This is a genomic window from Pelagibacterium luteolum (genome assembly GCF_900100665.1).
Classification (GTDB): Bacteria; Pseudomonadota; Alphaproteobacteria; order Rhizobiales; family Devosiaceae; genus Pelagibacterium; species Pelagibacterium luteolum.
Genome location: NZ_FNCS01000001.1, coordinates 594,896 through 613,330, shown reverse-complemented (window position 1 = coordinate 613,330; position 18,435 = coordinate 594,896). Strand labels below are relative to the sequence as shown.

Below are 18,435 nucleotides of genomic sequence, written 5' to 3'. Positions count from 1 at the left end.
CTCAGAGCTTCCAGCCCCCATGCAGGGCCGCGATATTGCCGCTCATGGCGGTGTGGGTGACACGCTTGAAGCCTGCGGCTTCGATCATCGTCGAGAAAGCCTGTGGCTCAGGGAAGTTGCGGATCGATTCCACGAGATAGCGATAGGGCTCGGCGTCGCCGGTCACCATCTTGCCCATGGGTGGGATGAGGTGATCGGAAAAAAGGTCATAGACCTTATCGAGAACCGGCATATCGACCTTGGAAAATTCAAGAACCAGAAGGCGGCCGCCGCGCTTCAAGACCCGATGCGCTTCGCTGAGTGCCTTATCGATGCGGGGCACGTTCCGGATGCCAAAGGCTATCGTATAGGCGTCAAAACTGGCGTCTTCAAACGGCAGGTCTTCGGCGTTGGCTTCGACGAAATCGACATTGGCGGGGTAGCGCCAGGACTTGGCGCGCTCGGCGCCGACAGCAAGCATATCGGCGTTGATGTCGGAGACGGTCACCTTGGCAAAGCCGTGGCTGGCATCGAGAATGCGCATGGCGACATCGCCGGTGCCGCCGGCCATGTCGAGGACGGTATAGTCGCGCGCACCACCGCGCGGGGGCGCAAGACGGGCGACCATCTGGTCCTTCCAGAGCCTGTGGATCCCACCGCTCATCAGATCGTTCATCAGATCATAGCGGGACGCGACCTTGTGGAACACATCATTGACAAGGCTCTGCTTTTCGCCGAGCGGGACGGTCCTCGTGCCGAAATGAGTGGTCTCAGCGGTCTGGGTCATCGACGCCTCTCTTGTTTGCGATAACGCTTTCCGATTACAGCTTGCCGGTTATGGGCTTGGGGCGCTTATAACGCAAGCGCAAGCCTGTCGCACATGGCTCCACAGTGCCCGACGTAAAGTGGTCATCATGCCCGAACTGCCCGAAGTCGAAACCGTACGACGCGGCCTCTCGCCCTTCATCGAAGGTGCGACGATCAAAAGCGTCACGCTCAACCGCCCCGACCTTCGCTTTCCATTTCCAAAAGGGTTCGCCAAGCGGTTAGAGGGACAGACGATCGCCCATCTGGGCCGGCGGGCGAAATATCTTGTCGCGACGCTGTCGGATGGCGGTGTGTGGCTGTCGCATCTGGGCATGACAGGCGCCTTTATCGTCAATGATGAAGCGATGGAGGAACCGAGCCGGCTCAACCCTGGTGACCAGAGCGGCAAGCATGTTCACATGCGGGCAGAGCTGATCCATCCCTCGCGCGGGCGCGTGAGTCTATCTTATAGCGATCCGCGCCGGTTCGGGTTCATGGACCTTTTTGCAGCGGGTGCCGCCAACCCATATCTCGATCCGCTGGGGCCCGAACCGTTGAGCAATACGCTTGACGCGCTCTATCTCGCCGCGGCGATGAAAGGCAAAAAGGGGCCGATCAAGACCGTGCTGCTCGACCAGCGTGTCATCGCCGGGCTCGGCAACATCTATGTGTGCGAGGCTTTGTTTATGAGCGGGATCGATCCGCGACGCGCGGCCGGCAGTTTGAGTGAGGTCGATATCGGTCGACTTGTCGTCGCGATCCGCGAGGTGCTTCTGGCCGCGATTACTGCCGGCGGCTCGACTTTGCGAGACTTTGCCAATGCCGATGGCAAGCCCGGCTATTTCCAGCACAGCTTTGCGGTTTATGGCCATGAAGGCGACCCATGCCCACGAGAAGGGTGCGGCGGCGTGATCGAAAGGATCGTCCAGGCGGGGCGCTCGACATTCTTTTGCCCGACCTGCCAGCACTAGATCGATTGACTCATTGAAGCGCGCTCCTTATAGAGCGGCCTTCACCGGGCGGTCGCAGGATCGCCCCTTCCGGTTGCGCTCGCCATTTTCGGAGTCGAGCGCGCAAGGCAAACTTTAGATCTGGTCGCGATGTCGAAGCGAAAAAGTGGGACCCGCTTTTTCCAAACACCACTCCAGATCGCCACGAGGAAATTTTAAAAATGGCAAATACCCCATCGGCCAAGAAGGCCGCCCGCAAGATCGAAGCCCGTACGGCCAAGAACACAGCGCGTCGCTCGCGCGTCCGCACCTTCCTGCGCAAGGTCGAAGAAGCAATCGCTTCGGGTGACCAGAAGGCCGCAGCAGAAGCCCTGCGCGTGGCCCAGCCCGAACTGCAGCGCGCCGCCGGCAAGGGCGTGTTCCACAAGAACATGGCCGACCGCAAGGTTTCGCGCCTTGCCAAGCGCGTCAAGGCACTCGGCGCCTAAATCTCACCCATTGCGGCCCTCGGGTCGGCAGGGTTGAGAACAAGTTTTCACGGCTCCCGATCGGGGGCCGTTTTGCTTTAAATCGGTGTTGCAATTTCGCGTGACATTTCCGTCACGTTTTTGTCACCCGAACGGGTCCTGACTGTGCGAAATTAACGGCCTGGAAAAAATAATTCGATGGGACTCAAAACGGACCCAACGTGAATCTGCAAGGAGTCCCATAGCCTTAATTTTTTGTGCCCTCACATGGACTCGGAGGCCCGGCACAGGGGCGATGAGTCAAGCCTAAATTTGACGAAAATGGCGGTTGTGCGCAAAAATTTGGCTGTCTAAAATGGCCTCGTTGGATCAGAAAGAGGGCGGCCAAAGACAAGTCTTTAGCCAAACTCTCCCGGGCAAATTTGGGGGTATGTAAGCGATGGATGGAATGGAACGGTCCGATCATGGGCCTGAACACAGTCCTTTATCGCAGACATGCCCGCGGGCACGCCCAAACAACTTTTAAAGACACCTTGCTGTCTTTTCCCTAGACGCCACGCGCGTCGATTTCAGTTTGTAACAGATATGGAACCGCACTCATTAATTTGTGCGGAAGCGCACTTTATTGTCTCGTGACAGGGGCAGAACTGGGCAACAACACGCGGCATCGGGGACGGATGACGCGGAGACAACAAGAGGCTGAACATATGGATTCGATCGCGGCTGCGGAGCGCGTGAATTGGGGTACAAAGGGGAGACAGGCGGACACAGATCCGCTTAAAAAGGAGCTCAAGAAGGGGGGGCAGGACATGGCACTCGACGCCGATCAGATCTGGCTCAGGGTGCGTGCACGGTTGCGGGTCGCTGTAGGCGAGGATGTGTTCACATCCTGGTTCGCGCGACTGGAACTCGAAGAGGTCGTTGGCGACCTCGCGCATTTGTCGGTGCCGACCCGGTTCCTGTGCTCGTGGATTCAGTCCAATTATGTCGAAAAGATTCTCGAGGCGTTCCGCACCGAGGATGAGACCATCGGCAGGCTCCATCTGACCGTGCGGATCAATGGCCAGGCCCGTCCACGCCTTGTGAGCTCCAATGACACCAGCGGGGAGCTTGAGGCACCCGCCGCGCCCCTCGAGCCGCGCCCAATGCCGGCACTGGTTTCAAGCCAGGGCCAATCGGCACCAGCGACACCCATCGATGCGCTTTCGGGCTCCTCGCTCGATCGCAAGTTGACCTTTGACACCTTCGTCGTCGGCGGTGCCAACGAGATGGCGCTCGGGGTTGCCAAACAGGTCGCCTCGGCTGCTGCCAACAATGTGGTGACCTTCAACCCCGTTTATATTCATTCCTCGGTTGGGCTCGGCAAAACGCACCTTCTGAACGCCATCGCATGGGCGGCGGGCGCATCCGACACCTCGCGCAACATCGTTTATCTCACCGCCGATCATTTCATGTACCACTTCATCACCGCGGTGAAGCACCAGTCGGCGCTGGCCTTCAAGGAATGGCTGCGGCGCGTCGATCTCTTGCTGATCGATGACATGCAGTTCCTGCAGGGGAAGTCCGCCACCGAATTCGGCCATACGCTTTCGACACTGATTTCGGGCACCAAGCAGGTGGTCGTGGCTGGCGATGCGCCGCCCCGCGATCTCGAAATGCTCGACGACCGCGTGCGCTCGCGGCTCTCAGGCGGCCTTGTAATCCCCATCGCGCCGTTCGATCCCGAACTGCGCCGTGCCATCGTCCAGAAGCGGGCCGACCAGGCGACGAGCCGGTTTACCGGCATGAACTTTCCGCCCGCGGTAATCGATTACGTGGCGCGCTCGATCGTCAGCCATGGCCGTGATCTCGATGGCGCCGTCAATCGCCTCGTGGCCGCCAACCAGCTGACGGGCGAACCCATCACGGTGCCCCTGGCCGAAAAGACACTTCAGGATCTGATGCGCAACCGGGATACGCCCCGGGTTCGGATCGAGGACATTCTGAAAATCGTCGCCCGTCACTACAAGGTGCCGCGTAACGAAATCCTGTCCTCGCGCCGATCGCGCGACGTCGTGCGCCCGCGCCAGATCGCCATGTATCTGGCCAAGGCCCTCACGTCGCGGTCCTTGCCGGAGATCGGACGCAAATTCGGTGGGCGCGATCACACCACGGTGCTCCATTCGGTGCGCAAGGTGGAGCAGCTCATGAGCCAGGACGGCGATCTGACCCAGGAAATCGAACTCCTGCGCCGTATGTTGGAAGAATAGGCTATGGCGCGGCTTTCGGGCCGCGCGATATTGCCCAACAGCCGGCACACAAATTCACGGATTTATCACGCATTCGGGCTCCTGTTACAGGCAGGGGCCTTGCGTTTTCGTGTCGGTCGGGGCAGGGTCTCTGCCCGGCTTTTGGGCCGGATGCCCGTCCTGGGCAGCGCCAAAGATATGCATGAAGATCAGGGGTAAATTTACGCGATGAAGGTCACGCTCGAGCGCAACCATCTGCTGAAATCGCTGGGCCACGTCCATCGTGTCGTCGAGCGGCGCAACACTTATCCCATCCTTGCCAACGTCCTGATGAGCGCCACGCCCGATGGGCTGGACCTGCGCGCTACCGATCTCGACATCGAGGTGACGGAAACCGTTCCAGCGATGACCGGAACGCCCGGCACGACGACGGTACCCGCCCATACACTTTATGAAATCGTGCGCAAATTGTCCGATGGTGCCGACGTGGTGCTTGAGACCGATGGCAATGACCAGATGCAGATTTCATCGGGCCGCTCGCGCTTCCATCTTGCCTGCCTCAATCCCGACGGCTTTCCGGACCTCAAATCGGGTGCCTTTACCCATACCTTCGATATCGCCGTAGGGACCCTCAAGGATCTCATCGAGCGCACACAGTTTGCGATCTCGAATGAGGAAACCCGCTATTATCTCAACGGCATTTTCGTTCACACCGTCGATGGCCCCGAAGGGGTCGTGATGCGGGCGGTCGCGACGGACGGGCACCGTCTGGCGCGCGTCGAGGCCGAAGCGCCGCAGGGCTCGGCCGGCATGCCGGGGATCATCATTCCGCGCAAGACCGTCGCTGAAGTTCTAAAACTGCTCGATGGGATCGAAGACACCGTCCACGTCGAATTGTCCGATACCAAAATCCGTTTCACGCTGGGCGGGGTCATCCTGCTTTCGAAACTGATCGAGGGCAGCTTTCCCGATTACGAGCGCGTGACGCCGAAAAACAACGACAAGCTTCTGTCGGTCGATCGCGCCAGCCTGTCGCGCGCCGTCGACCGCGTTTCGACGATCGCGTCCGAGCGGGGCGGCAAGGCGGTCAAGCTGTCTTTGACCCAGGGCCAGCTCGAGCTTTCTGTCACCAATCCCGACCACGGCACGGCGAACGAAGAACTGGCTGTCGATTTCGAGGTCGACGGGTTCGAGATCGGGTTTAACGCGCGCTATCTTTTGGAGATCATCTCCCAGATCCGCTCGGAAAATGCCCTGTTCCTCTTTAACGACGCCGGCTCTCCGACGCTCGTCAAGGAAGAAGGCGAAACCCACGCGCTGTTCGTTTTGATGCCGATGCGGGTGTGACCTCGCGTAATTTCGAGAGTTCGGCCAGCGCAGCGCACCCCTCATCCGTCTTGGGCCGCTGGCCCAATCCACCTTCCCTCTCAAGGGGAGAAGGAAAGTCTGGCGTCGGCGCTGCCAGAAAAGCCCCTTCTCCCCTTGCGGAAGAGGGCCGGGATGAGGGGTGCGCAGTGGTGGCGCTCATCAACGCCGTTTGCAATGGTCCGAAGCGCACGAGCCGCAAATGACCCCACCGCAACGCTACATTTCCCGGCTTAGGCTCTCGGCCTATCGCAATTATGCGACCGCAGCGCTCGATCTCGATCGGCGCCATGTAGTGCTGGTGGGCGAGAATGGGGCGGGCAAGACCAATCTGATCGAGGCGATATCGCTCCTGGCGCCGGGGCGGGGGTTGCGACGGGCTGGATTCGATACGCTGGGCACGGCGGGCGGCGACGGAATGTGGGCGGTTGCCGCGACCGTCGAAACCGAATTCGGACCCGTCGATATCGGCACCGGGGCCAGCGCGGATGCCAGTGCGCGCCGCGTGCGGATCAATGGCGCCAATGCGAAAAGCGTCGAGCAGATGAGCGAGCATCTGCGCGTGCTCTGGCTCACGCCGGCCATGGACGGCTTGTTCACCGGCCCGGCCAGCGAGCGGCGGCGGTTTTTGGACCGGCTGGTGACGACGCTCCATCCGGGCCATTCGAGCGCCGTCAACGATTTCGAGAACGCCATGCGCCAGCGCAACAGGCTCTTGGCCGACAATGGCGATCCGGCCTGGATCACGGCCGTTGAAGCGCAGATGGCGGAACTGGCGAGCGCGCTCTATTTCGGGCGCGCCGATTCTCTGTCCCATTTGCAGGCGCTGATGGAAACCAGCGTCACCGACACCGGTTTTCCCGGCGCGCGGCTTGATATCACGCCGATCTTGGAAGGCGAGATGCCAGCGACCGCAAGCGAGCTCGAAGCCGCGCTAATGGCGCGCTGGCGCGCCAATCGCGCCCTTGATCGCGCCGCCGGACGCACCACATTAGGGCCACATAGAGTGGACTTGTTCGTAACCCACGCGCCCAAGGCAATGCCGGCGGGGCTCTGTTCCACCGGCGAGCAGAAGGCGCTGCTGATCGGGTTGATCCTCGTTCACGCACGGCTGGTCATGCAGATGACCGCAATTGCGCCCGTTCTCCTGCTCGACGAGATCGCTGCCCATCTCGATCCGATCCGGCGCCGGGCTCTGTTTGATGCCCTCGACAGGCTTGGGAGTCAGTGCTGGATGACCGGCACCGATCCCATGCTTTTCGCCGATCTGGGCGCGCGGGCGCAGCAATTTGCCGTTCATGCCGGCCAGGTGCACCCAATGGCCTGATCAGATGGCGAAAAAGGGCCAAATTGCTTGGGCATAAGCCCCCGATCAGGTACAACAATCCTATTCCCAACAAGGCTGATTCTTTTTGTCGATGAGCGATACGCCCCCGATCCCCAACGATGCAGACTATGGCGCCGATTCCATCAAGGTTCTCAAGGGCCTCGATGCCGTGAGAAAGCGCCCGGGCATGTATATCGGGGACACCGATGACGGCACCGGCCTGCACCACATGGTCTATGAAGTCGTCGACAACGCGATCGACGAAGCGCTGGCCGGCCACGCCGACCTGGTAACCGTCACACTCAACGCGGACGGTTCGGTCACAGTGATCGACAATGGACGTGGCATTCCCACCGATATCCACAAGGAAGAGGGGATTTCGGCGGCCGAAGTCATCATGACCCAGCTGCACGCCGGCGGTAAGTTCGACCAGAATTCCTATAAGGTCTCGGGCGGTCTGCACGGGGTGGGCGTTTCGGTCGTGAACGCGCTGTCGGTCTGGCTGAAACTCAAAATCCGTCGCGCCGGCGGCATTTACGAGATGGCCTTTACCCATGGCGTCGCCGACGCGCCGCTCGCTCAGGTCGGTGAGTATGTCCAGGACAAGCAGCCTGGCGTCAATGAGGGCCGTTCGGGGACCGAGTTGACCTTCATGCCGTCGTCCGAAACCTTCACCATGGTCGATTTCGACTACAAGACGCTCGAGCATCGTTTGCGTGAGCTCGCGTTCCTTAATTCCGGCGTCCACATCATCTTGCGCGACAAGCGGCATCCGGAAATCGTCGAGAGCGACCTTTACTACGAGGGCGGGCTCGAAGCGTTCGTTCGCTATCTCGACAAGAACAAATCGCCGCTTCTCGATGCACCCATTGCGCTGATCGCCGAAAAAGACGGGATCACCGTCGAGGTGGCGCTGTGGTGGAACGACAGCTACCACGAGCACGTCCTGTGCTTTACTAACAACATTCCCCAGCGCGACGGCGGCACGCACCTTGCGGGCTTGCGCGGCGCACTGACGCGGCAGGTCACCGGCTATGCCGAGCAATCGGGCATCACCAAGCGCGAGAAGGTCTCGCTGACCGGCGACGATACCCGCGAAGGGCTGACCTGCGTCCTTTCAGTCAAGGTGCCGGACCCCAAGTTCTCGTCCCAGACCAAGGACAAGCTCGTGTCGTCCGAAGTGCGGCCGGTGGTCGAGAGCGTCGTCAACGACAAGCTCAACCAGTGGTTTGAAGAGCACCCTGCGGAAGCCAAGGCGATTGCGACCAAGGTTGCGGAAGCGGCTGCGGCCCGTGAGGCAGCCCGCAAGGCGCGTGAATTGACGCGGCGCAAATCCGCGCTGGAAATCTCTTCGCTGCCCGGAAAACTCGCCGACTGCCAGGAGCGCGATCCGGCCAAGGCCGAAATCTTCATCGTCGAGGGCGACTCGGCCGGTGGCTCCGCCAAGCAGGGGCGCGATCGCGCCACACAGGCCGTTCTGCCACTGCGCGGCAAGATTTTGAACGTCGAGCGGGCCCGATTTGACCGGATGATCTCGTCCGACCAGGTCGGAACGCTGATCACGGCGCTGGGCACAGGGATCGGGCGGGAAGAATTCAATCCCGATAAGCTCCGCTACCACAAGATCATTATCATGACCGACGCCGACGTCGACGGCGCGCATATTCGCACGCTGCTTCTGACGTTCTTTTATCGGCAGATGCCTGAGATCATCGAACGCGGACATCTCTATATCGCCCAGCCGCCGCTCTACAAAGTGACGCGCGGGCGCTCGGAGCAATATCTCAAGGACGAACGGGCCCGCGAAGACTATTTGCTCGCCGGTGGCAGCGACGAAGCGCTTCTGACGACGCGATCGGGGTCGACCCATGCTGGCCCCGACCTTCTTTCCATCGTCGAGCAGGCGCGCGATCTCAACCATTTGATCGACAACCAGAATGCCCGCTACAACCGGCAGATGATCGAACAGGCTGCCGTCGTCGGCGCGCTCGATCCGCAGGCGATGGACGATCAGGCTGCGGCGCAAGGCCTAGCGGACCGCGTTGCCAATCGGCTCAACCGCATGTCGGACGAGACCGAACGCACCTGGACCGGGGCGCTCGATGGCGAAGGCGGATACATCTTTTCGCGCGTCGTCCGCGGCGTTACCGAAACCCACACGCTCGATGCGGCGTTGCTGGGGTCTGCCGATGCGCGCAAGCTGCGCAATCTGGCCGGGAAGCTCGACGAGGTCTATGCCGGCGTGCCAACGCTAACCCGCAAGGACGTCACAAGTGAAATCTACGGCCCGCGGTCGCTGTTCTCGATCGTCATGGCGGCAGGCGGCAAAGGCGTTTCCATGCAACGCTACAAAGGGCTGGGTGAAATGAACGCCGAACAGCTCTGGGAAACCACGATGGACCACAACGCGCGCACGCTGCTGCAGGTCCAGATCAAGGAAACCGACGACGCAGATTCGATCTTCACCCAGTTGATGGGTGATCTCGTCGAGCCGCGGCGGGAGTTCATCCAGAACAACGCGCTCTCGGTCTCGAACCTCGATATCTAGCGCGCGTGCAAATTAAAGTGCTGTTGACGCGATCGCCGATCGCGTCACTTAAACGTGTTGCACATGGGTCACAACCGCCGGCAAGAGTGGGAAAACCCACATAAACCGGCCACAATTGGCCGCGATAGCGTAAAGCGTCGATGACGCAGCAAAGGGTTTTTTGCCCTGATGTTTCCGCCGCCCGGAATGGATATCATTCGGTATGGGAACCCATTAGATCGTGTTGCGTATCAACCATTTCCGCAGACGGCCCGAAAGTGACCTTTGATGGATCTTCGCCTCTCTCCCGATGATCGCGTCGATTCCGGCGCTCAGCGCAAGCCCAAGGCTCAGCGCGCCCAATCCGGCTCGGGCCAGCCACCGCGGAATTCCAAGCCGCGCCGACCCAAATCGCAAAAGGTCCGGCGCAAGCGCTCAGGCGGCATGAAGTTCATCGTCGGCCTTGCCTATTTCTGCTTTACGATGCTGCTGATCGGCGGCGTCGCCGTTGCAGGCATCGTCGTCTATTACGGGCGCGATCTTGGGTCGTCCTCCACCTGGGAGGTGCCACAGCGTCCGCCCAATATCCGCGTGCTCGCGTCGAACGGTCAGCTTTTGACCAATCGCGGGCAGACCGGCGGCGAGGCCGTGGGCATTCACGAATTGCCGTCCTATGTCGGTCAGGCCGTGGTCGCCAGCGAAGACCGGCGCTTTTACAGCCATTTTGGTGTTGATCCCATCGGCCTTGCGTCCGTTGCAGTGGAATCGATCCAGGCCGGCAGCCTGACCCGTGGCGCGTCGACGCTGACCCAGCAGGTGGCAAAGAACCTGTTCCTCACCCCCGACGTGACCCCCGCCCGTAAGGTGCAGGAAGCGCTGCTCGCGGTGTGGCTGGAGCAAAACTACACCAAGGACCAGATTCTCGAGCTCTATCTCAACCGCGTGCATTTCGGCTCCGGCTCGACCGGCATCGAGGCGGCGGCCCAGACCTATTTCGGCATTTCGGCCCGCAATCTGTCGCTTGGACAGGCCGCGATGCTGGCCGGCATCCTTCCGGCCCCGAGCTACTATAACCCCCGCACGCATCCCGATCGGGCAGCCGAGCGGCAGCGCATTGCCTTGGCCAACATGGTCCGCGAGGGCTACATCACGCAGGCTCAGGCCGATGCGGCGGCCCAGAACATGGACGCCAATGTCGCTACGCAACGAGTGGCCGGCACGGAATATTACGTCGCCGACTGGGTCGAAACGCTCATGAACGATTATCTGGGCGAAGTGAACGAGGACGTTATCGTCTCGACGACGCTCGATTGGGACATGCAAAAGCAGGCCGAGTTCGTGATCACCGAGGCCGTCAATTCGCAGGGCCCCGATCTGAGCTTTTCGCAGGCGGCCTTTGTCGCCATGGATACCGATGGGCGTGTACGGGCACTTGTGGGCGGCGTCGATTACAATCAGTCGACCTATAACCGCGCGGTGACCTCGCGGCGTCAGCCCGGTTCGACCTTCAAGCCCTTCGTCTATCTCGCTGCCATGCAGCAGGGTTACACACCCGATACGCTGATGGTCGACGAGCCGTTGGAATATAATGGCTGGGCACCGGAAAATTCGAGCGGACAATATGTCGGCCCCGTTTTGTTGCGCGACGCCTTGGCCTATTCGATCAATACCGTCGCTGCGCGCCTTGCTATCGATATCGGGCCTGAAGCGGTCGTTGAAACCGCCTATCGCATGGGCTTTTCGTCCAACTTCCAGCCCGTGCCCTCTATCGCACTGGGCACACAGGAGGTCTCGCTTCTTGAGCTGACCGGCGCCTATGTGCCGTTCGCCAACGGCGGTTTTGGCGTCATCCCGAACGTCATCACCCGCATTACGACGATGGGTGGAGAGGTGCTTTACGAAGCATCGACTGCTGGCCCCGGGCAGATCCTGACCGACGAGCAGGTCGGCATGATGAACGACATGCTGCAGACCGGCGTCCAGGCGGGCACGGGACGGGGCGCGCAATTGGGCAATTGGCCGATGGCGGGCAAAACGGGCACCTCGCAGCGCAATCGCGACGCGCTGTTTGTCGGCTATACGGCATCGCTTGTCGGTGGCGTGTGGCTGGGCAATGACGACGACACGCCGACCCGGGTGTTTGGCGGACAGGTCCCGGCGGCCATCTGGCGCGATATCATGGCCCAGGCCCATGAGGGGCTGCAGGTTTCCGATCTCCCCGGCACCTATGTGCGGCTTCAGGATCGCGTGGCTGTTCCGATGCAGGATACGATGCCGGCAACTGGCCAGCCCGTTTCGGTGGATCAGATCCAGCAGCCACTCGGCCAGCAGCAGCAACCGCAGGGCGAAGTGCCGTTTGAAATCCAGCAGCAACAGCCGATCCAGCAACCGCAGCCGGTCCCCGTGGCTCCTGCGCCCTCCGATGGCATCGGCAGCCTGCTCGATGGGTTGTTCGGCGGGTAGGCCGGGACATGCCCGTCCGGACTACTGACGAAATCGATAAATGGAAGCGCCGAACGAAAGTCCGGCGCTTTCTTTTTGCTCTGCGCTAAAGCGCCATGAGGCTCGCGCCGTGCGCCTTGAGCCAGGCACGGCCGCGTTCGTAATCGGGCAGGGCGCGCGCGACCGTGCGCCAGAAAACGGGCTTATGGTTCATTTCAACGATATGGGCCACTTCGTGGGCGGCGACGTAGTCGAGAACGAAATCGGGTGCCAAAACCAGCCGCCAGTTGAAATTGAGCGTCCGCGCTGACGAGCACGAGCCCCAGCGGGTCGATTGATCGCGCAGCCTTATGCCGGCGACAGAGACGCCCAGCGTTGCGGCATGACGCGCGCAGGCGCTATCGAGATCGCGAGCCGCTTCCGATTTGAGCCAGTCGATCAACCGCCGCCGCATATGATCGTCGCCGCCCGGAACGCGCAGTACCCAGCCATCAACGGTGCTGACGCGCTCGACGCGGCCGCGGATGGTATCGAGCGCGACAAGATCATGATCGACGCCGCGCAAGGGGATACTGCCGCCGGGAACGAGCGCGTAGTCGCTCGCGATGCGCGTCAGGCGGCCCTCAAGCCAGCCGCGATTGCGCAGCAGAAAGGCTTCGGCGTCTCCCCAACGGCCAGATTTCGGCAGGGTCAGCACCGGCGCGCCGCGCGGAGTGACGCTGAGACGATAAGCGCGGGCCCGGGCATTGACCCGCACCGCAACGGTGATCGGACCGCTGGCGGTTTCTATGACCGTTGCGGCCGGTATGGGCTTGCGGGACAAAAGATTTGAAAGCCCCATTGCGTGGGCGCCTCCCGGGAGAATCGCTGGAGTCGATTATGGTGGCATTTGCCCGTTACAAACAAGAAGCGGCACGGTCGAAAGACCATGCCGCTCTTTGAAAGGGCGCCTTGGGTGGAGGGAACCCAAGGCATGGACTGCGGGACTTATGGGAGGAGGGGGAACCGTCCCGCAGACCGGTCGCAGGAGCCTGCCGGAAATGCCGGCAGGTCCGTCACGCGTTATCAGTAACCCTGGCGCTCGCCATCGGTATTGGTGTCGCGCGGGGTATTGCGGTCGCGCATGAAGCGATCGAACTCTTCGCGGTCGCGGGCCTTGTGGAGGTTGGCAAGGTGCTCTTCGAACGCCTCGCGGTCTTCCTCAAGCTTGCGACGCTCTTCTTCGAGGCGCTTCAATTGCTCGTCACGGTACTCGTCGAACGCGGCGTTGCCGGTCGAGGAGGAATAGCTGCGCGAAGTGCAACCACCGCGTTTGGACTTGAAATGGTGCTTTTGGCGCGACACCCAGGCATCGGCCTTTTCGCGGCTGCCGCCCATATATTCACCCCACAGGATGTAGGCGAGGACGGCCATACCCACGGGCCAGAAGATGATGAAGCCAAGCACCATCAGGGCAATGGTCAAGGGCGACCATTCGGGTTTGATAATTGCAGTGTTCATTGTCGTCTCTCCAGTCTCGAACGAATTTAAATCTGGTGACGCCGCGACCAGCATCAAGTGTCGATGCATTTATTTTTGGCTCTTGAAATCTGCTATAGCGCACTTATGCACCTTCAACGCCTGGCCCTTTCATGACTGAATTTTCATCCAGCCCGTCGCCCACCATACCGCGCAGCGCCAACCCAATGAAGCTCGAAACGCTCGTGCTGCTGCGTTGGCTGGCGATCGCCGGACAGCTGATCGCGGTCATTTTCGTGCACTACGGGCTCAACTACGACCTGCCCATCGCGCCGTGCCTTCTTCTTATCGGTATGTCGATGCTGCTCAATGTCGGGCTGTTGGTGCGGTTCGGGCCGGCGCATCGCCCCTCGCCACGCCTCGCCTTCCTGCAACTGGCCTATGACAGTCTGCAGCTTGGGGGCCTGCTATTCCTGACGGGGGGACTGGGCAACCCGTTCGCGCTGTTGCTCTTGGCGCCGGTCTCTGTATCCGCTTCGACGCTTGCGAGCCGCGAGACGATCTGGCTGGGGTGCCTGGTCGTGGCCATTGCCAGCGCACTGGCTCTCTTTCATCTGCCCTTGCCCTGGGAAGCGGGCTTCGCCTTTGTGCCACCACGCGTCTATCTCACCGGCGTATGGGTCTCGATCCTCTGTGGCGTAGTGTTCGTCGCCGGCTACACCAACAAGGTGGCCCATGAAGCGCGGCAATTGGTCGATGCTCTGACGGTGACCGAACTTGCGCTGTCGCGTCAGCAGCAACTCTCCGCTCTCGACGGGCTGGCGGCCGCTGCCGCCCATGAACTGGGCACGCCACTGGCGACCATTGGGCTGGCGGCCAAGGAAATCCGGCGCGATGCGGGCGAGGGGGAATTGGCCGACGATCTCGATCTGATCATCGAGCAGGTGGCGCGATGCCGGGCGATCTTGGGCAAACTGCGCAATCTCCGGCCGTCCGGTTCGGACATTTTCGATACGGCCACCCTCTCCGATATCGTTGCCGAGCTCGCCAAGCCCCATGAAGGCGCGGCAGCCATGCATGGCAAGACCATTACGCTCGACAGCCGCGCCAAGACCGACGAGCCCGTCATCGCGCGCAATGTGGGGCTGCTTTACGGGTTGGGCAATCTCATCGAGAACGCCGTCCAGTTCGCGCGCCAGGACGTCACAATCAGCGCCGACTGGGACGGCAAGCGGGTGATGATTGCGATTACCGATGATGGTCCGGGCTTTCCCCCGGACCTTTTAAGTCGGCTCGGGGAACCCTATCTCACAACCAAGACAAGGGGCGGCGATCCGCGCCATCCTGATGGCGCTGGTGGCTTGGGACTTGGCGTCTTTATCGCCAAGACGCTGCTCGAGCGGACCGGGGCGACATTGCGGTTCTTCAATGCGCGGTCCAACGGCTATGCCAGCGTCGAAATCCGTTGGCCACGCGACGTTCTGGTCCGCAGCACCGCGCAGGACGTATAGAATTCACGGCGGTTTTGACCTTTGGGCCACAATTGGTCATAACCCTCGGTGCGAGAAGGAAATGGCCGATGACCGATGTGAGTACCCTGCCCGACAATGAACGCACCCTGCTGCTCGTCGATGACGACAAGCCGTTTCTGACGCGGCTCGAGCGCGCCATGGACAAGCGCGGGTTTATCGTTGCGATTGCCGATAGCGTGGCGGGCGGACTTGCAGCCGTCAAATCCAACCCACCGGCCTTTGCCGTGGTCGATCTGCGGCTCGAAGACGGTAATGGGCTCGAAGTGGTGTCGGCGCTGCACGACAAGCGCGCCGATGCGCGGGCGGTGGTTTTGACGGGCTATGGCAATATCGCCACCGCCGTCACAGCGGTTAAGCTCGGCGCGGTCGACTACCTCGCCAAACCCGCCGATGCCGACGACATCATCAAGGCGTTACTGGCCAGCGAAGAGATCAAACCCGAACCCCCCGAAAACCCCATGTCGGCCGACCGGGTGCGTTGGGAGCATATCCAGCGGGTTTATGAGCTCTGCGACCGCAATGTGTCGGAGACGGCACGCCGTCTCAACATGCACCGACGCACGCTGCAGCGTATTCTCGCCAAGCGCGCGCCACGGTAGTCTTGAAATCAGCCAGGCCGCCTATTCGGCGGCCTGCTGGTTTTCCGTTGGTGTCGTTCCGTCGCCTTGCGCCGTCTCGGGCTTCGGGCCAGCGATGAGCAGGCGCTGCTTGCGGCGCTTGCGAGTAATGCGAACCTGCTTGACCCTACGGGCATCCGCGCGGGTGATTTCGAACTCGAAACCCTTGAGCTTTGAGACCACCTCACCGCGCACCGGCACACGGCCAGCCAAGGCAAAAATCAGCCCACCAAGCGTATCGACGTCCTCGGCATATTCGCCGGGATCGAAATCGGTGCCGATGGTTTCGATCAGATCGGCCAGCTCCACACGGGCATCCGCAACGAAGACATCGTCGCCGATGGCGCGCAGCATCTGGGTTTCGCCCTCGTCGTGCTCATCCTCGATGTCACCGACAACGGCTTCAAGCAGATCCTCGATGGTCACGAGCCCATCGGTACCACCATATTCGTCGATCACCACCGCCATATGCATACGGGTGGCCTGCATCTGGGCGAGAAGGTCGGTGACCGGCATGGAGGGCGGTACAAACAGCACCTTGCGCACCAGTTCGGCCTTGCCGATCTTTTGCTTGAGCACCGGGGTTACGAATTTGATCGGACTTTGATTGTTGTGTCCGTTGGCGCCATTGCCTGCGGTTGGTGCGGCGGTCTTGGCAGGTTCGGTCACTTCCTCGAGCACGTCCTTGATGTGGATCATGCCCACGACCTTGTCGAGGCTTTCCTCGTAGACCGGCATACGCGAATGGCCGACCTGACGGAATCGCTCAATGACGAAGCCGACATTGACGCCGATTTCCACGGCCTCGATATCGGCTCGCGGGACCATGACGTCCTCGACGCGCAATTCGCCGAGCTTGAGCACGTTCTGCAAGATCGTGCGCTCGGAAGCCGAAAAGCTCGTGTCGGACGGCAAGGCCGGAGCGTCCAGGGCTTCCTTAAGCCCAGTCCGCAAGGATGCGGATTTGCCCGGTACAAAGGCGCGCAGACGCGCCCAGAGGGAGGGTTTCTTGTCGCCCAAGGGCGAAGAGGTGGGGAAGTCGTCGCCCGAGGGGCGATGCGGCCGGCGCGCCGCGGCGCTAGATTGATCGATGTCGGTCATCTGGGGTGCGGTGGCCATTGTCTCTGGCGGCCAACCGTCGGCACTCCGTATCTGGTTGCGTGAGCGGGACGTCTAATCCCTGTCGATGAGTTCCTGTCCATCATAGGGATCGGGGTAACCCAGCAGCCCCATAATATCGGTCTCTCTTGCCTCCATGGCAAGAGCCTCGTCTTCTGTTTCGTGATCATATCCGAGAACGTGAAGCATGCCGTGCACCAGAAGATGGGCAAAATGGTGCTCAAACGGCTTTTCCAGTTCGACCGCTTCGCGGCTCAGGGTTTCGTGAGCGAGAGAAATATCGCCCAGCATTCCCTCGATCGGATCATCTTCACCCAGTGCCGGGAACGACAGGACATTTGTCGCTTTGTCCTTGCCCCGCCACTGGCTGTTGAGCCGTTGCTGGCCGGCATCATCGGTCAAAAGCACGCTGATTTCGCACGGCCCGTCGATGGCAAAACCAGAGTTCTGCAAAGCGACAAGAAGCGCGCGCTCGGCGATCGCATCCAGCCCGTCGGGCCACTCACCCGCTTCGCGGTTGATCTCGACACTGAGGATTTCGCTCAAACTTCGAGCTTTCCTTCGCCGGACGGCGCCTTGCCCGTCGCCCCTTCATAGGCGCGCACGATCCGGGCGACCAGCGCGTGGCGCACCACGTCCTTGTCGGAGAATCGGGTGATGTGAATGCCTTCGATGTCGGTCAAAAGATTGAGCGCTTCGACAAGTCCCGACTTTTCCCCACGCGGCAGATCGACCTGGGTGGGATCGCCGGTGACGATCATCTTCGAATTTTCGCCCAGTCGGGTCAAAAACATCTTCATCTGCATCGATGTGGTATTCTGCGCCTCATCGAGGATCACGGCGGCATTCGAGAGCGTGCGTCCGCGCATGAAAGCTAGCGGGGCCACTTCGATGGTCCCGGCGGCCAGGCAGCGCTCGACGACTTCGGGCTGCATCATGTCGTAAAGCGCGTCATAGAGCGGGCGCAGATAAGGATCGACCTTTTCTTTCAGATCGCCGGGCAGAAACCCGAGCCGTTCGCCAGCTTCAACCGCAGGGCGCGAGAGGATGATGCGGGATATCTCGCCCCGTTCGAGCAAGGTCGCCGCATGAGCGACAGCCAGATAGGTCTTGCCGGTACCAGCCGGGCCGACGCCGAACACCATCTCGAAGCGGTCCATGGCGCGGATATAGCCGTCCTGAGCCGGATTGCGGGCCACAATGGTCGCCTTGCGCGTGGCGATCTGAGCCATGCGCACCTTGCCCTTCTTCTCCAGCGTCGGCAGCGAAAGCTGATTGTCCTCGGTCTGGACCATGCGCATAACGCCATCGACATCGGCAGGGCCGACTTGCTTGCCCTCTTCGAGCATGTCGTAAAGCGATTCGAGCACCCGGCGGGCCTGATCGACCGCGTTGGCGCCGCCGCGCAGCATCACATGATTGCCGCGCGAATTGGCTTCGACCCCCATGCGCTGCTCGATGAGCGCTAGGTTCTGGTCGAATTCGCCGTAAAGTTGAGAGACGAGCCGATTGTCTTCGAAGGCCAGTTCGAGATGGGCGGCGGCGGATTGGTCGGGCTGCGACCTGAAATTCCGTGTCAAACGGTTAAGCTCCACGAGGGTGTAGCGACTCTTACCA

General features: G+C 61.1%; 15 protein-coding genes. 9 read left to right on the top strand and 6 right to left on the bottom strand.

Annotated elements, in window-relative coordinates; genetic code table 11:
• Position 1: 1 nt before the first annotated feature.
• Positions 2 to 766, bottom strand: coding sequence for a bifunctional demethylmenaquinone methyltransferase/2-methoxy-6-polyprenyl-1,4-benzoquinol methylase UbiE (gene ubiE, locus BLR31_RS02940; RefSeq protein ID WP_090591205.1), 765 nt, complete (start codon positions 764 to 766; stop codon positions 2 to 4).
• 127 nt (positions 767 to 893) lie between these two features.
• Here ubiE and mutM point away from each other — a divergent pair, with 127 nt between their 5' ends.
• The 7 genes from mutM to BLR31_RS02905 all read left to right on the top strand — a co-directional run bounded on the left by mutM (position 894) and on the right by BLR31_RS02905 (position 12,113).
• On the top strand, positions 894 to 1,757 hold the full coding sequence (gene mutM / locus BLR31_RS02935; protein WP_090592082.1) for a bifunctional DNA-formamidopyrimidine glycosylase/DNA-(apurinic or apyrimidinic site) lyase: 864 nt from the start codon (positions 894 to 896) through the stop codon (positions 1,755 to 1,757).
• Between the two features lie 200 nt (positions 1,758 to 1,957).
• Positions 1,958 to 2,224: a 30S ribosomal protein S20 gene (gene rpsT, locus BLR31_RS02930; RefSeq protein WP_090591202.1), complete on the top strand. Its 267-nt coding sequence runs from the start codon at positions 1,958 to 1,960 to the stop codon at positions 2,222 to 2,224.
• Positions 2,225 to 3,012: 788 nt separating this feature from the next.
• On the top strand, positions 3,013 to 4,452 hold the full coding sequence (gene dnaA / locus BLR31_RS02925; RefSeq protein ID WP_244504924.1) for a chromosomal replication initiator protein DnaA: 1,440 nt from the start codon (positions 3,013 to 3,015) through the stop codon (positions 4,450 to 4,452).
• A 207-nt stretch (positions 4,453 to 4,659) separates the two neighbouring features.
• Positions 4,660 to 5,778, top strand: a complete 1,119-nt coding sequence (dnaN, locus tag BLR31_RS02920) for a DNA polymerase III subunit beta (RefSeq protein ID WP_090591195.1) — start codon at positions 4,660 to 4,662, stop codon at positions 5,776 to 5,778.
• Positions 5,779 to 5,998: 220 nt separating this feature from the next.
• Complete coding sequence (recF, locus tag BLR31_RS02915) at positions 5,999 to 7,123, top strand: DNA replication/repair protein RecF (protein ID WP_090591191.1); 1,125 nt, start codon at positions 5,999 to 6,001, stop codon at positions 7,121 to 7,123.
• Between the two features lie 91 nt (positions 7,124 to 7,214).
• Positions 7,215 to 9,671: a DNA topoisomerase (ATP-hydrolyzing) subunit B gene (gene gyrB, locus BLR31_RS02910; protein WP_090591187.1), complete on the top strand. Its 2,457-nt coding sequence runs from the start codon at positions 7,215 to 7,217 to the stop codon at positions 9,669 to 9,671.
• A 267-nt stretch (positions 9,672 to 9,938) separates the two neighbouring features.
• A complete protein-coding gene (locus BLR31_RS02905) occupies positions 9,939 to 12,113 on the top strand; it encodes a transglycosylase domain-containing protein (protein WP_090591183.1) in 2,175 nt (724 codons plus the stop codon).
• Positions 12,114 to 12,198: 85 nt separating this feature from the next.
• Here BLR31_RS02905 and BLR31_RS02900 read toward each other — a convergent pair whose 3' ends face one another.
• Positions 12,199 to 12,933: a M48 family metallopeptidase gene (locus BLR31_RS02900; RefSeq protein ID WP_090591179.1), complete on the bottom strand. Its 735-nt coding sequence runs from the start codon at positions 12,931 to 12,933 to the stop codon at positions 12,199 to 12,201.
• A gap of 224 nt (positions 12,934 to 13,157) precedes the next feature.
• Complete coding sequence (locus BLR31_RS02895; RefSeq protein ID WP_090592079.1) at positions 13,158 to 13,592, bottom strand: DUF2852 domain-containing protein; 435 nt, start codon at positions 13,590 to 13,592, stop codon at positions 13,158 to 13,160.
• A 131-nt stretch (positions 13,593 to 13,723) separates the two neighbouring features.
• Here BLR31_RS02895 and BLR31_RS02890 point away from each other — a divergent pair, with 131 nt between their 5' ends.
• Both BLR31_RS02890 and BLR31_RS02885 read left to right on the top strand, forming a co-directional pair.
• A complete protein-coding gene (locus BLR31_RS02890; protein ID WP_176762475.1) occupies positions 13,724 to 15,061 on the top strand; it encodes an ActS/PrrB/RegB family redox-sensitive histidine kinase in 1,338 nt (445 codons plus the stop codon).
• Positions 15,062 to 15,129: 68 nt separating this feature from the next.
• On the top strand, positions 15,130 to 15,681 hold the full coding sequence (locus BLR31_RS02885; RefSeq protein ID WP_090591171.1) for an ActR/PrrA/RegA family redox response regulator transcription factor: 552 nt from the start codon (positions 15,130 to 15,132) through the stop codon (positions 15,679 to 15,681).
• Between the two features lie 21 nt (positions 15,682 to 15,702).
• Here the strand turns inward: BLR31_RS02885 and BLR31_RS02880 are convergent, their stop codons facing one another.
• The 3 genes from BLR31_RS02880 to BLR31_RS02870 are packed head-to-tail and all read right to left on the bottom strand — an operon-like array spanning position 15,703 to position 18,398.
• A complete protein-coding gene (locus BLR31_RS02880; protein ID WP_244504923.1) occupies positions 15,703 to 16,818 on the bottom strand; it encodes a hemolysin family protein in 1,116 nt (371 codons plus the stop codon).
• A gap of 54 nt (positions 16,819 to 16,872) precedes the next feature.
• A complete protein-coding gene (gene ybeY, locus BLR31_RS02875; protein ID WP_090591167.1) occupies positions 16,873 to 17,364 on the bottom strand; it encodes an rRNA maturation RNase YbeY in 492 nt (163 codons plus the stop codon).
• Positions 17,361 to 18,398, bottom strand: coding sequence for a PhoH family protein (locus BLR31_RS02870; RefSeq protein ID WP_090592074.1), 1,038 nt, complete (start codon positions 18,396 to 18,398; stop codon positions 17,361 to 17,363). The genes ybeY and BLR31_RS02870 overlap by 4 nt, the downstream gene beginning before the upstream one ends.
• Positions 18,399 to 18,435 lie beyond the last annotated feature (37 nt).